General features: G+C 66.7%; 14 protein-coding genes. 10 read left to right on the top strand and 4 right to left on the bottom strand.

The annotated features are described in order from the left end of the window. Position 1: 1 nt before the first annotated feature. Positions 2 to 1,180 carry a GNAT family N-acetyltransferase gene (locus EBL85_RS08890; protein WP_123141273.1) on the bottom strand — a complete coding sequence of 393 codons (1,179 nt, stop codon included), beginning with the start codon at positions 1,178 to 1,180 and terminating at the stop codon, positions 2 to 4. A gap of 62 nt (positions 1,181 to 1,242) precedes the next feature. Further along, on the bottom strand, positions 1,243 to 2,214 hold the full coding sequence (gene trxB / locus EBL85_RS08885) for a thioredoxin-disulfide reductase (RefSeq protein WP_123142734.1): 972 nt from the start codon (positions 2,212 to 2,214) through the stop codon (positions 1,243 to 1,245). 391 nt (positions 2,215 to 2,605) lie between these two features. On the opposite strand from trxB, the gene EBL85_RS08880 reads away from it, so the two are divergent. From EBL85_RS08880 to EBL85_RS08840, 9 genes are all read left to right on the top strand, one after another. Next, positions 2,606 to 3,007: a C40 family peptidase gene (locus EBL85_RS08880; RefSeq protein WP_369613930.1), complete on the top strand. Its 402-nt coding sequence runs from the start codon at positions 2,606 to 2,608 to the stop codon at positions 3,005 to 3,007. Between the two features lie 127 nt (positions 3,008 to 3,134). After that, complete coding sequence (locus tag EBL85_RS08875; RefSeq protein WP_062273554.1) at positions 3,135 to 3,497, top strand: high-potential iron-sulfur protein; 363 nt, start codon at positions 3,135 to 3,137, stop codon at positions 3,495 to 3,497. Positions 3,498 to 3,802: 305 nt separating this feature from the next. Further along, the gene (locus EBL85_RS08870; RefSeq protein ID WP_223806104.1) at positions 3,803 to 4,585 is read left to right on the top strand and encodes a hypothetical protein; all 783 of its coding nucleotides are present in this window, start codon (positions 3,803 to 3,805) and stop codon (positions 4,583 to 4,585) included. 113 nt (positions 4,586 to 4,698) lie between these two features. Further along, positions 4,699 to 5,319 (top strand): 23S rRNA (uridine(2552)-2'-O)-methyltransferase RlmE, encoded by a 621-nt coding sequence (gene rlmE, locus EBL85_RS08865; RefSeq protein ID WP_062273555.1) that lies wholly within the window; start codon positions 4,699 to 4,701, stop codon positions 5,317 to 5,319. Between the two features lie 86 nt (positions 5,320 to 5,405). Next, positions 5,406 to 7,307 carry an ATP-dependent zinc metalloprotease FtsH gene (gene ftsH / locus EBL85_RS08860; protein ID WP_190287972.1) on the top strand — a complete coding sequence of 634 codons (1,902 nt, stop codon included), beginning with the start codon at positions 5,406 to 5,408 and terminating at the stop codon, positions 7,305 to 7,307. Continuing rightward, the gene (gene glmM / locus EBL85_RS08855; RefSeq protein ID WP_123141269.1) at positions 7,308 to 8,645 is read left to right on the top strand and encodes a phosphoglucosamine mutase; all 1,338 of its coding nucleotides are present in this window, start codon (positions 7,308 to 7,310) and stop codon (positions 8,643 to 8,645) included. A gap of 12 nt (positions 8,646 to 8,657) precedes the next feature. Continuing rightward, the gene (locus EBL85_RS08850) at positions 8,658 to 10,040 is read left to right on the top strand and encodes a sodium-dependent transporter (RefSeq protein WP_123141268.1); all 1,383 of its coding nucleotides are present in this window, start codon (positions 8,658 to 8,660) and stop codon (positions 10,038 to 10,040) included. 2 nt (positions 10,041 to 10,042) lie between these two features. Then, the gene (locus EBL85_RS08845; protein WP_123141267.1) at positions 10,043 to 10,477 is read left to right on the top strand and encodes a type II toxin-antitoxin system RatA family toxin; all 435 of its coding nucleotides are present in this window, start codon (positions 10,043 to 10,045) and stop codon (positions 10,475 to 10,477) included. Next, positions 10,470 to 10,754, top strand: a complete 285-nt coding sequence (locus EBL85_RS08840) for an RnfH family protein (protein ID WP_123141266.1) — start codon at positions 10,470 to 10,472, stop codon at positions 10,752 to 10,754. Before EBL85_RS08845 ends, EBL85_RS08840 begins: the two co-directional genes overlap by 8 nt. Before the next feature lie 13 nt (positions 10,755 to 10,767). Here the strand turns inward: EBL85_RS08840 and EBL85_RS08835 are convergent, their stop codons facing one another. Further along, positions 10,768 to 11,259: an outer membrane protein assembly factor BamE gene (locus EBL85_RS08835; protein ID WP_062273567.1), complete on the bottom strand. Its 492-nt coding sequence runs from the start codon at positions 11,257 to 11,259 to the stop codon at positions 10,768 to 10,770. A gap of 132 nt (positions 11,260 to 11,391) precedes the next feature. Here EBL85_RS08835 and fur point away from each other — a divergent pair, with 132 nt between their 5' ends. After that, positions 11,392 to 11,808: a ferric iron uptake transcriptional regulator gene (gene fur / locus EBL85_RS08830; protein WP_062273570.1), complete on the top strand. Its 417-nt coding sequence runs from the start codon at positions 11,392 to 11,394 to the stop codon at positions 11,806 to 11,808. A 7-nt stretch (positions 11,809 to 11,815) separates the two neighbouring features. Here fur and mfd read toward each other — a convergent pair. Then, on the bottom strand, positions 11,816 to 13,859 hold a 2,044-nt coding region (mfd, locus tag EBL85_RS08825), incomplete at its 5' end, for a transcription-repair coupling factor (RefSeq protein ID WP_123142716.1).

Genomic DNA, 13,859 nt, shown 5'->3' with positions numbered 1-13,859 from the left:
GCTAGTCCGAGGGTGACGGTGACGGCCTGCGGTACGGGCTGTGGTCCTGCATCCGGCGCAGATACTCGCGCATTCCCAGGGTCTCGCGCTCGAGCGCACGGGCGATCGCCGCGCGCAACTCGGGGTCGGCGATCCAGTGCGAGGACCAGGTCGGTGTCGGCAGGAAGCCGCGGCTGACCTTGTGCTCGCCCTGGGCGCCGGGCTGGAAGTGGTCCAGCCCGGTGGCGATGCAGTGCTCCAGGCCCTGATAGTAGCAGGCCTCGAAGTGGAGACTGTGGAAGGCGTCGCTGCATCCCCAGTGGCGGCCGTAGAGGGTTCGGGCGCCGACCAGGTTGAAGGCTGCGGCGACGATTCGCGCTCCCTGATAACAGAATACCACCAGCAGCGACTCACCCATGGTCTCGCCGAGCGCGGTGAAAAACGCCAGCGACAGGGTGGGGACGCCGCCGCGTCGTTCGAAGGTGTCGCAGTAGAGCCGGTGGAGACTGGCCCACTCGGCGGCGTTGAGCTGGTCGCCGCGCAGTCGTGCGATGCGCAGACCGGCCTCGGCCACGCGTCGGCGCTCGCGTCGCACCTGCTTGCGCTTGGCCGAGGTGAACCGTGCGAGCAGGCCGTCGAAGTCGCGCTCGTCGCCACGGCGCCAGTGGAACTGACAGCCGAGTCGTGGCAGCAACCCCTGGCTCGCGAGCGCCTCGCCCTCCTGCTCGGTGTGGAACAGCCAGTGCATCGATGAGACCCCGAGCCGTTCGGCGAGGTGTCGCGCGCCCTCGATCAGCGCTCGGGCGTGGCGTGGGCGCTCGGCGTCGTCGGCGCTGAGGATGCGCGGTGCGACCGCCGGGGTGTAGGGGGCGGCGATCACCAGCTTGGGGTAATAGTGGAGTCCGCGACGGTGGTGCGCCTCGGCCCAGGCCCAGTCGAAGACGAACTCGCCATAGCCGTTGGTCTTGAGGTAGCAGGGCGCGGCGGCGCGCAGCACGCCGTCGGCGTCGCGCAGCGCCAGGTGCAGCGGGATCCAGCCGAACGTTTCGCCGACGCAGCCGTGTCGCTCCAGGGCGGCGAGGAAGCGGTGGTCGAGGAAGGGGGCGTCGTCGCCGACCAGTCGATTCCAGTCCGTGGCGGGGATCTCGTCGATCGCGCCGTGGGTGGTGAGTCTGAGCAAGGGGGGAGATGCATCGTGCATGTCCCCTCAGGTTGGGGCGGGTGGTGACGGCGCAAGCCGGTTGCGCGGTCACCGTCCCGGGGTCAGGACTGGGCCTGCTCCAGGGCCAGGGCGTCGAGATACTTCTCGGCGTCGAGCGCGGCCATGCAGCCGGTGCCGGCGGAGGTGATCGCCTGACGGTAGATCTGGTCCATGACGTCGCCGGCGGCGAACACCCCGGGGACCGAGGCGGCGGTGGCGTTGCCCTGCAGCCCGCTGGCGACGCGGATATAGCCGTTGTCCATCTCCAGCTGCCCGGTGAACAGCTCGGTGTTGGGCTTGTGACCAATGGCGACGAACACCCCGGTGAGGGCGAGTTCGCGGGTGCGGGCGTCCTTGGTGCTCTTGACGCGGATGCCGGTCACCCCGCTGGCGTCACCGAGCACCTCGTCGAGGGTGTGGTCCCAGAGGATCTCGATGTTGCCGTGCTCGGCCTTCTCGAACAGCTGGCGCTGGAGGATCTTCTCCGCGCGCAGGCTGTCGCGGCGATGGATCAGGGTGACCTTGGCGGCGATGTTGGACAGATACAGCGCCTCCTCGACGGCGGTGTTGCCACCGCCGATCACTGCGACCTCCTGGTTGCGGTAGAAGAAGCCGTCGCAGGTGGCGCAGGCCGAGACCCCGCGACCGCGGAAGGACTGCTCCGAGGGCAGGCCGAGATACATGGCGCTGGCGCCGGTGGCGATGATCAGGGCATCGCAGGTGTAGGTCGCCGAGTCGCCCTCGAGGGTGAAGGGGCGGTTGCCGAGGTCGGCGGAGTGGATGTGGTCGAAGATGATCTCGGTCTCGAAGCGTTCGGCATGGCGGCGCATCCGCTCCATCAGTTCGGGGCCCTGGACGCCGTCCGGGTCGCCGGCCCAGTTGTCGACCTCGGTGGTGGTCATCAGCTGGCCGCCCTGCTCGAGGCCGGTGACCAGCACCGGGTCGAGGTTGGCGCGCGCGGCATAGACCGCTGCGGTATAGCCGGCGGGGCCGGAGCCCAGGATCAGCAGCCGGCAGTGCTTGGTGTCGCTCATGTCGATGGTCACTCCAAAGGGGATGGGTCGCCGTGTCTGCGGGGTGTGCGACAACGGGCGCGAAAACAGTGGCGGCCGGGGCTGGCCCCAGGCCGGTGATGAGTCGCCGTAGACTGTAAGGGCTGGTTTGGGGCGCGTAAAGCAGCGTGCTGGCAGGGGGCGTGATCGGGGGCGCTGCGCGGCGCCTCGCGGGTTGTCGGCGAGGTGCTGTCGAGGAGCGCCCCGGTGCCTTCGGGGCGGCGTGTCGAGCGCTACGCGCCGGCCAGCTTGACAAGCATGTCCGGCTTTTCTAGATGTATGTCATACAGCATCTTAGAAGCGATTGTTGCAATCGACTATGAGAAATAAAGCGATCTCTGCCGGTGTGTTCGCCGGGGCCCTCGTGGCGTTCGTGTCGCTCGCTGGCTGTGCGACCACGGGAGGGGCGCGCCAGCAGGTGGTCGAGGCCGGGCTCGCCCAGCTCGGGACGCCTTATCGTTACGGTGGCGAGGATCCGCGGACCGGGGTCGACTGCAGCGGCCTGACCTATTACGCCCATCATGTCGCGGGGATCGACATCCCGCGTGTCTCGGTGGCGCAGCTCGCCCGCGCCCGCCCGCTCGCCAAGGCGCGCGCGCGCGCCGGCGATCTGGTGTTCTTCCGCACCGGGCCGGGGGTGCACCATGTCGGCCTGATGGTCGATGACGAACGCTTCGTGCACGCCTCGACCTCGCGCCGCGAGGTCCGTCTGGCCCGGCTCGACGCGCCCTATTGGCGGGCGCGCTACCTCGGCGCCGGCACCTATCTCGACTGAGCCGGTCCGTCTCGGCGGTCTCTTGCACTCGCCTTTTAGGGACTCATGTTGCACAATGATCGGCGGCCTCCGGGTTTTCCGGGGGTGTCGAGATCACCAAGTGTGCCTTTTTGAAGGAGTTGATCCCATGTCCGATAAGCCAATTTGCAAGAGCCGTCGTGACGCCGTCAAAGTGATGCTGGGTACCGCTGCCGCAGTCCCGGTGATCAACCTCGTTGGCTTCGGTACCGCGCGTGCCGAGGTTCCTGCAAACGCTGTGACCGAGAGCGATCCCACCGCGGTTGCGCTGAAGTATCACCGTGATGCGGCTCAGTCCGAGCGCGTTGCCGCCGCTCGCCCGGGTCTGCCGCCCGAGGAGCAGCACTGCGAGAACTGCCAGTTCATGCTGCCCGACCAGGGTGCTGACGAGTGGCGCGGCTGCAGCCTGTTCCCCGGCAAGCTGATCAACCTCAACGGCTGGTGCGCTTCCTGGACCCTGCGCGCAGGCTGATCCGGGTTGACGTTCCCCTCCGGGGGTGCACTGACGGGGCCGCATGGCCCCGTTTGTCGTTTCAGGACCGCCACTCGTCGGCGACATCTGGGTCCCGGTTCACGTGGGCGCGCTGACATCCCTGCTTTAATCCAGAGACGGCGACCGTATTCTCTGACGGAAGCACGCTCGCGATCGGGTTCCTGCCTCTTGCCCGATCCACTCCAGGCAGCAACAGCGGTAACCCGGTCATGTCTCTATCCCGCCCCCAAGTCTTCTCCTCCCATTATTGCGATGTTCGCGTCCACGACCGCCTCGAGCCCGCGGTGAGTCGTCATGGGGTGCGCTGGCGACTGCTGTTTCTGCGCACCATCGTCTGGTGTCTGATCGGGCTGATCCATGCCCCGCTGTTCATCGGGCTGGTCGAGTTGCTGCGCGTGCACGGCTGGTCGCATTGGGCCTATGTGCCGGCCGCGGCCCTGGCCGGCGCGATCGGCGCGGTGCTCTACGGTGCGCGCGAGATCTCGCTGATGGCCACGGCCATCGGCGGCGTGGTCGGGGTCGGGGCCTTGATCGCGCTCAACGGCACGCTCGGCTTCATCGAGTCGGCGCTGCTCGCCGCCGTGCTGGCCGCGGTGGTCGGGGCGCTGGTGCCCTTCCGCGCGCGCTGTTCGCGCCATGTGCCGGGCAAGACCCTGGCCGGTCTCATGACCGGCGCGCTGGTGGGTACCGCGGTGGCCCTTGCCGATTCACTGCAGCCTGGTGGTTTTGCGGTGTTCGCGGTGTTGCTGTTTCTGGTCAGCGTCAACGGTGTGCTCTATGTCTCGACGGTGCGCGGCTGGGTCTGTCTGTCGCGCCGGTTGCTGCTCGAGTCACGCCCCTGTCAGCTCATCGAGGCACTGGTGATGGCGCTGCTCGCCGGGGTCGCGGCCGGTAGTGTCTGGCTGATCAGCGGGCCGCTGATCGCCGTCGAGCAGGGTTGGTGGATGCAGGCGAGTCTGGCGCTGCACCAGGATCTCGCCCAGGCGGTGGTGGGCGCCGTACTCGGCGGCGCGCTGGCGGGGATGCTGCTCGAACTCTTCCGTTTTCCCTGGGTCCACGAGTTCTGAGCGCGCCTCGATCGGCTCGGCCGGGCGCGCCGGCCATCCCCGGGCTGTGGTTCAATAGCGCATCCATGCGCGCGGATCCCCCGTGCCGCACCAGTCCACCGGTTTTTCGATCCATGGCAAGAAGCAAGTCCAGTCGTCGCTGGCTCGACCGTCACGTCGGCGACCCCTTCGTCAAGCAGGCGCAGCAGGACGGTTACCGTTCGCGCGCCGCCTACAAGCTGCTCGAACTTCAGGAGCGCGACCGTCTGCTCGCCCCGGGGATGCGGGTGGTCGATCTCGGCGCCGCGCCCGGGAGCTGGTCGCAGGTGGCCGCGCGCCTGGTCGGCAAGCAGGGGCGGGTGGTCGCGCTCGACCTGTTGCCGATCGACCCGTTGCCGGGCGTCGAGATCCTCCAGGGCGACTTCCGCGAGCAGGCGGTGCTCGAGCAGCTCGAGGCGGCGCTCGAGGCCGCACCGCTCGACGTGGTGCTCTCGGATATGGCGCCGAACATCACCGGGACCGCGGTGGTCGACCAGGCGCGAGTGATGTATCTGGTCGAACTCGCCCTGGAACTGGCCCGGGCCCGGCTCAAGCCCGGCGGTGCGCTCGCGGTCAAGGTGTTCCAGGGCAGTGGCTTCGACGACTATCTGCGTACCCTGCGTCAGTCCTTCTCGCGGGTGGTCACGCGCAAGCCGAAGTCCTCCAGATCGGCGAGCCGCGAGGTCTATCTGGTGGCCAAAGGCTTTAATCCTTGAGCGGTCGATGCTAGTTTCATCGGCTTGAGTGACGACATTGCCGCGCCGGCAACCAACCAGACTAAGGGCACCAGGCCGTGAGTGACATGGCGAAAAATATACTTCTTTGGGTGGTCATCGCCATCGTGCTGATGTCCGTGTTCAACAACTTCACCACCACCCAATCGACCTCGAGCAAGCTCGACTACTCGACCTTCATCGAGCAGGTCAAACAGGGCGACGTCAAGGAGGTGACCATCCAGGGTCGGCAGATCGAGGGTCTGACCGCCTCCGGGCAGCGCTTCACCACCTTCAGCCCGGGCGATGACGGTCTGGTCGGCGACCTGCTCAACAATGACGTGGTGATCAAGGCCGCGCCGCCCGAACAGCAGTCGGTGCTGATGCAGGTGCTGATCAACTGGTTCCCGCTGTTGATCCTGGTCGGGCTGTGGATCTTCTTCCTGCGCCAGATGCAGGGCGGCGGCGGTGGTCGTGGGGCGATGTCCTTCGGCAAGAGCCGCGCGCGCATGCTCTCCGAGGACCAGATCAAGGTCACCTTCCAGGATGTCGCCGGGGCCGAGGAGGCCAAGGAAGAGGTCGTCGAGATGGTCGACTTCCTCCGCGATCCGGGTAAGTTCCAGAAGCTCGGCGGCAAGATCCCCAAGGGCGTGCTGATGGTCGGCCCCCCGGGCACCGGCAAGACGCTGCTGGCGCGTGCCATCGCCGGCGAGGCGCGGGTGCCCTTCTTCACCATCTCCGGTTCGGACTTCGTCGAGATGTTCGTCGGTGTCGGCGCCTCGCGGGTGCGCGACATGTTCGAGCAGGCGAAGAAGCATGCCCCCTGCATCATCTTCATCGACGAGATCGACGCCGTCGGTCGCCATCGTGGCGCCGGGCTTGGCGGCGGGCACGACGAGCGCGAGCAGACCCTCAACCAGCTGCTCGTCGAGATGGACGGCTTCGAGGGCACCGAGGGGGTGATCGTGATCGCCGCCACCAACCGTCCCGACGTGCTCGACCCGGCGTTGTTGCGCCCGGGCCGCTTCGACCGTCAGGTGGTGGTGCCGCTGCCCGATGTGCGCGGGCGCGAGCAGATCCTCAAGGTGCACATGCGCAAGATCCCCGCCGCCGAGGACGTCCAGGCCTCGGTGCTGGCGCGCGGCACGCCCGGCTTCTCCGGTGCCGACCTGGCCAATCTGGTCAACGAGGCGGCGCTGTTCGCCGCGCGGCGCAACAAGAAGCTCGTCGACATGGACGACATGGAGCAGGCCAAGGACAAGATCATGATGGGTGCCGAGCGGCGCTCGATGGTGATGACCGAGGACGAGAAGCGGTTGACCGCCTATCACGAGTCGGGGCATGCCATCGTCGGCCGACTGGTGCCCGATCACGACCCGGTGCACAAGGTCAGCATCATCCCGCGCGGTCGCGCGCTCGGCGTCACCCTGTTCCTGCCCGAGGACGATCGCTTCAGCTACAGCAGGCAGCGGCTCGAGAGCAGTATCTCGAGCCTGTTCGGCGGGCGTGTCGCCGAGGAGCTGGTGTTCGGTACCGAGAGTGTCACCACCGGCGCGCAGAACGACATCCAGCGCGCCACCGAGATCGCTCGCAACATGGTCACCAAGTGGGGGCTGTCCGATCGTCTCGGGCCGCTGACCTACGGCGAGGACGAGCAGGAGGTCTTCCTCGGTCACTCGGTCACCCAGCACAAGAACGTCTCCGACGAGACCAGCCATCTCATCGACGAGGAGATCCGCGACGTCATCGAGCGCAACTATGCGCGCGCCCGCGAGATCCTCGAGACCCATCGCGACAAGCTCGAGGCGATGACCGCAGCGCTGATGAAGTTCGAGACCATCGATTCGGGTCAGATCGACGACATCATGTCCGGCCGCCCGCCGCGTCCTCCGCGCGACTGGGAGGACGATCAGCCGCAGCGTCCGACCGGACCGGATGCTGCGAATCAGGCCGAGGAGGGGCACGTCGGCGGACCGGCGGGTGAGCACTGAATGCGTAGATACTTCGGAACCGACGGCATCCGTGGGCGGGTCGGCGAGGGCATCGTCACCCCCGACTTCGTGCTCAAGCTCGGCTGGGCGGCCGGGCGGGTACTCGGCAATGGCGGTGGCGGCAAGATCCTGATCGGCAAGGACACCCGCATCTCGGGCTATATGTTCGAGTCGGCGCTCGAGGCCGGGCTGGTGGCCGCCGGGGTCGACATCCGCCTGCTCGGGCCGATGACCACCCCGGCGGTGGCCTATCTCACCCGCACCTTCCGCGCCGATGCCGGGATCGTCATCACCGCCTCGCACAATCCCTATCAGGACAACGGCATCAAGTTCTTCTCGTCCGAGGGCGACAAGCTCCCCGACGCCCTGGAGGCGGCGATCGAGGCCGAACTCGAGCAGCCGCTGCGCACGGTCGACTCCAGCGCCCTGGGCAAGGTGGTGCGGGTGGGGGATGCCGGTGGTCGTTACATCGAGTTCTGCAAGGGCACCATCCCGTCGTCGATCAATTTCCGCGGGCTGAAAATCGTCGTCGATTGTGCCAACGGGGCGACCTATAATACCGCCCCCCATGTCTTCGAGGAGCTTGGCGCCAGCGTGGTACGTCTGGGTGTCGAGCCCAATGGGTTCAATATCAATCGCGACGTTGGATCGACCCGGCCCGAGGCGCTGTGCGAGGCGGTGCTGCGAGAGGGTGCGGACCTCGGTATCGCCTTCGACGGTGACGGCGACCGGGTGCTGATGGTCGATTCGCGAGGTGAGCTGGTCGACGGCGACCAGCTGCTCTACATCATTGCCAAGTCCAGGCTCGCGGCCGGTGCGATGCGCGGCGAGGTGGTCGGTACGCTGATGAGCAACCTCGGTCTGGAGCATGCGCTGGCGCGGCTCGGTACCGGGTTCGTCCGCACCAAGGTGGGCGATCGCTACATCATGGAGGCGCTCAAGCAGGCCGATGGCATCCTCGGCGGCGAGCCCTCGGGCCACATCATCTGCCGCGATCGCACCACCACCGGCGATGGGATCGTCTCGGCACTGCAGGTGCTGGCCGCGCTCAACCGGCTCGACTGCTCGCTCGACGGGCTGTGTGCCGAGGTCGAGCGTTATCCGCAGGTGCTGATCAACGTGCGTCTCGACCGACGTCGGGATCTCGGTGAGCTGCCGCGGGTGCGCGAAGCGGTCGCCGAGGCCGAGCGCGAGCTCGACGGCGGCGGCCGGGTGCTGCTGCGGATGTCGGGGACCGAGCCGCTGGTGCGAGTGATGGTCGAGGGAACCGACGAGGGGCAGGTGCGCCGTGTGTGCGAGCGGCTCGCGGACGTCGTACGCGAACAGATCGCAGTTTAGGAGTTTCGACACATGGCCGTCACTTCCATCCATGGGATGTGGTCCACACGTCTCGCCTTCATCCTTGCGGCCAGCGGTTCGGCCGTCGGTCTGGGCAACATCTGGCGTTTCCCCTATGCCGCCGGCGAGTACGGTGGCGGGGCATTCGTCCTGGTCTATCTGATCTGCGTCGCCGCCATCGGCATCCCGATCATGATGGCCGAGATCATGCTCGGTCGGCGCGGACGCCAGAGCCCGATCAACACCATGCGCACCCTGACCGCGCAGGAGGGGCGCGCCGGTAGCTGGCAGGTGGTCGGCTGGATGGGCATCGTCACCGCCTTCCTGATCCTGTCCTTCTACAGCGTGATCGCCGGCTGGGCGCTGGCCTATGTCTTCCGCGCCGCCGCCGGTGCCTTCAACGGCATCGACGGCGTCGCCGCCGGCGAGATCTTCGCGTCGCTGGTGGGCGATGCCGAGCGTCTGCTCGCCTGGCACACCATCTTCATGGCGATGGTGGTGCTGGTGGTCTCGCGCGGGGTCGCCAGTGGACTCGAGAAGGCGGTGCGCTATCTGATGCCCGCGCTGTTCGTGCTGCTGGTGGTGATGGTGATCTATGCCGCCAGCGCCGGTGACTTCGCCGGGGCGGTCGACTATCTGTTCGCGCCCGACTTCGAGAAGTTCAAGGGGCATGCCGGCGAGGCCATCCTCAGCGCCATGGGCCAGGCCTTCTTCAGTCTCAGTCTCGGCATGGGCGCGATCATGATCTACGGCTCCTATCTCGGTCGCGACGCCTCGATCGCCCGCAACTCGGTGATCGTCGCCTCGATGGATACCCTGGTTGCCCTGCTCGCCGGTCTGGCGATCTTCCCGGTGGTGTTCGCCAACGGTCTGGCGCCCGACAGTGGTCCGGGACTGATCTTCCAGACCCTGCCGATCGCCTTCGGCGAGATGCCGGGCGGGCAGCTGTTCGGCGCGCTGTTCTTCGTGCTGTTGGTGTTCGCGGCCTGGACCTCGGCGATCTCGCTGCTCGAGCCGCTGGTCGCCTGGCTGGTGGAGAACCTCAGCTTCAGTCGGGTGCGCGCCTCGATCCTCGCCGGGCTCACCGTCTGGCTGCTCGGTATCGCCTGTCTGCTCTCGCTCAACGAGTGGTCCGGCTTCACCGTCTTCGGTAAGGGGATCCTCGACCTCTTCGACTTCCTCACGGCCAACATCCTGTTGCCGCTCGGCGGGATCCTCATCGCGATCTTCGCCGGCTGGAAGATGGCTCGCGCCTCCTCACTCGACGAGCTGCGCCTCGGCGAAGGTCTTGTCTATCGGGCGTGGCGGATGCTGATCCGTTATGTCGCGCCGACGGCGGTGATGCTCGTCATGCTCAATGCCCTGGGCATCCTCAAATTGATTGGTCTTGATTAGTTGTGGCTACAGTCAGAAAAAGCGCCCTGGTGCCGTACTCCGCGGCCCAGATGTTCGATCTCGTCTATGATGTCGGCTCCTATCCGCAGTTCCTGCCCTGGTGCAAGAGCGCCCGGGTGATCTCGGAGAGCGCCGAGCAGATCTGCGGTCAGATCGAGGTGTCGCGGATGGGGATCCATCAGACCTTCAGTACCTGCAACCGCTACGAGCGGCCCGCGCGCATGAGCATCAACCTGCTCGACGGTCCCTTCCGCAAGCTCGTCGGTGGTTGGCGTTTCACCGAATTGCGCGAGGACGCCTCCAAGGTCGAGCTGGAGCTGGACTTCGAGTTCTCCGGGCGGTTGATCGACAAGGCCTTCGGCACCGTCTTCAACCAGATCGCCAACACCCTGGTCGACGCCTTCTGCAAGCGTGCCGACGAGGTGTATCGTGACTGATTACCTGCAGGTCTCGGTGGCCTATGTCGGCGAGCAGGGACAGATGCTGCGTGCCATCGAGGTGGCACGCGGTACCCGGCTCGAGGAGGCGCTGCATCAGTCCGGGGTGCTCGAGCGTTTCCCCGAGATCGATCTGGCGCGCAACAAGGTGGGGGTCTTCGGCAAGCTTGCCAAGCTCGATCAGGCGCTCGAGGACGGTGATCGGATCGAGATCTATCGACCGCTGATCGCCGACCCCAAGGCGGCGCGCAAGCGCCGCGCGGCGGGGGCGGGCTGAGTGCCCGTCGCGCCTACTCCTCGGGGTCCAGTCCGACGGCCTTGAGGCCGCGTTCGACCAGCCCCTTGCGTCCCTCGTGGTCGGGCACCTTGACCAGGATCTCCCTGGGCTCGCGTGACTCGGCCCGGGCGGGGTCGGGTTTGATGTCCCCTTCGATCCGCACTAGGCTGTCCTCCGCGAAGTACAGCGTCAGATAGCGGATCTCCATCGGCTGGTGTCCACGCTTGATGGTATAGGTGTAATCCCAGCGATCGTTATGGAAGAAATCGGTCAGCAGCGGGGTGCCGAGCAGGTACTGCACCTGCCGTCTGGTCATGCCCGGCTGGAGCTGATCGATCATCTCCTCGGTGATGATATTGCCTTGCTGCACCGTCATCTTGTAGACGAATGGCAGGTTCTCCAGCATGGAGGATCGGTACTCGTCGGGCCGCTTGTCCCGCGAACAACCGCTCGCGACGATAATCAACAAAGAACCGAGGATCGAAAACGTGAGAATCTTTCGCATTGTTTTGCGTCGATGACTGTGCGAATAACCGTGGCATGATACAGCAGCGCCGGATCCCGATCACCGGGCGGCGCGTGAGCAACGCAGTCCGGGCGGTCGCCGACGCCCCCGGGCTAGACGGGGAGAGCGGTTTTGGAAAATCAACAGATCAAACGTGCGGGCCTCAAGGTCACGGCCCCGCGGGTCAAGATATTGGGCATCCTCGAGAAGAGCCGCAAGCGCCATCTCAGTGCCGAGGACGTCTACAAGCAGTTGCTGAGCCAGGACGAGGAGGTCGGGCTGGCGACCGTCTACCGGGTGCTCACCCAGTTCGAGAGCGCCGGGCTGGTGTGCCGACGCAACTTCGAGGGCGGGCAGTCGGTGTTCGAGCTCAACAGCGGAGACCATCACGATCACCTGGTGTGCGTCAAGTGCGGCAAGGTGGTCGAGTTCGTCGATACCCTGATCGAGGAGCGTCAGTCGCAGATCGCCGCGGACAAGGGCTTCCGTATCCAGGACCACTCGCTGGTGATCTACGGCGTCTGCCCGGGCTGTCAGTCGCAGGACTGAGGCCCGCTCAACGGCCCTCGCCGGTGAGCCGCTCGACGAGCTGTTCGACCTGGCGCAGACGCTGCTCGGGTTCGGGCATCTCGCGATAGAACCTGAGCGTGTCGCCGCCATCGAGTCGATAGACCTTGGGTTGCTCCTGGATCAGCCCGATCAGTCGGGCCGGATCGATCCGCGGGTTGTCCTCGAAGCAGATCCGGCCACTGCCGGCCCCCACCTCGATCTTGACGATCCCCCACGGCTGGACCCGCAGCTTCAGCGCGGTGATCTCCAGCAAACGCTTGGCCGGTTCGGGCAGCAGCCCGAAGCGGTCGATCATCTCCACCTGTAGCTCCCGCAATGCCTCCTTGCTGGTGGCGCTGGCGATGCGCTTGTACATCACCAGTCGGGCGTGCACGTCGGGCAGATAGTCGCTCGGCAGCAGCGCCGGGACCCCGAGGTCGATCTCGGCGCCGTGGCTGAGCGGTCGATCGAGTTCCGGGGTGCGCCCGGCCTTGAGCGCCTCGACCGCGCGCTCGAGCAGCTCCATGTAGAGCGAGAAGCCGACCTCGGCGATCTGTCCCGACTGGTCGTCGCCGAGCAGTTCGCCGGCGCCACGGATCTCGAGGTCGTGGGTCGCGAGGGTGAAGCCCGCGCCGAGGTCCTCCATCGACTCGATCGCCTCGAGGCGCTTGATCGCGTCCGGGGTCATCGCCTTGGTCGGCGGGGTGATCAGATAGGCATAGGCGCGGTGGTGCGAGCGCCCGACCCGGCCACGCAGCTGATGGAGCTGGGCCAGGCCGAGCTTGTCGGCGCGATTGATGATGATGGTATTGGCGCTGGGCACGTCGATGCCGCTCTCGACGATGGTGGTGCACACCAGCAGGTTGAAGCGCTGGTGGTAGAAGTCGCGCATGATCCGTTCGAGCTCGCGCTCGCGCATCTGACCGTGGGCGACCTGGACGCGCGCGCTCGGGATCAGCGCCTCGAGCTTCTGTGCCTGGTTCTCGATGGTCTCGACCTCGTTGTGGAGGAAGTAGACCTGACCGCCGCGTTTGAGCTCGCGCTGTACCGCCTCTTGCACCAGACCGTCGTTCCACGGGCTGACGAAGGTCTTGATCGGGTGGCGCTCGACCGGCGCGGTGGCGATGATCGACAGATCGCGCAGTCCCGACATCGCCATGTTGAGGGTGCGCGGGATCGGCGTGGCGGTGAGGGTGAGGATGTCGACCTCGCTACGCAGCTGTTTGAGCCGCTCCTTGTGACGCACCCCGAAGCGATGCTCCTCGTCGACGATCACCAGCCCCAGGTCGTGGAAGTCGATGCCCGGTTGGAGCAGCTTGTGGGTACCGACGACGATGTCGATGGTGCCATCGGCCAGCCCGGCGAATACCTGCTTCTGCTCGCGCGCGGTGCGAAAGCGCGACAGGCTCTCGACCTTGATCGGCCAGTCGGCGAAGCGGTCGGAGAAGTTCTCGAAGTGCTGCTGGGCGAGCAGGGTGGTGGGCACCAGCACCACCACCTGTCGCCCGCCGTTGGCGGCGACGAAGGCCGCGCGCATCGCCACCTCGGTCTTGCCGAAACCGACGTCGCCACACACCACCCGGTCCATCGGCTTGGTGTCGGCCATGTCGGCGAGCACGCTGTCGATCGCGCGCAGCTGGTCCGGGGTCTCCTCGAAGGGGAAGGCGGCGGCGAAGGCGCCATAGTCGGTATCGGGCGCGGGACTGGCCACGCCCTGACGGGCGGCGCGTCGGGCGTAGACGTCGAGCAGTTCGGCGGCGACGTCGCAGGCCTTCTGCGCCGCCTTGCGCTTGATCCGCTCCCATTGCTCGCCGCCGAGTCGGTGCAGCGGTGCCTGCTCGGGGGTGGCGCCGGTATAGCGCGAGATCAGGTGCAGCGAGCTGACCGGGACATAGAGCTTGTCACCCTTGGCATAGCCGAGGGTGAGGAACTCGGTGCTGCTGCCGCCGACCTCGAGCGTCTGCAGCCCCAGGTAGCGCCCGACGCCGTGCTCCTCGTGGACCACCGGGGCGCCCTCGGTCAGTTCGGTGAGGTTGCGCACCACCGCGTCG

This window comes from Marichromatium sp. AB32, from assembly GCF_003718675.1.
GTDB classification, from domain to species: Bacteria; Pseudomonadota; Gammaproteobacteria; order Chromatiales; family Chromatiaceae; genus Marichromatium; species Marichromatium gracile.
This window is presented reverse-complemented; position numbering and strand designations above follow the sequence as displayed.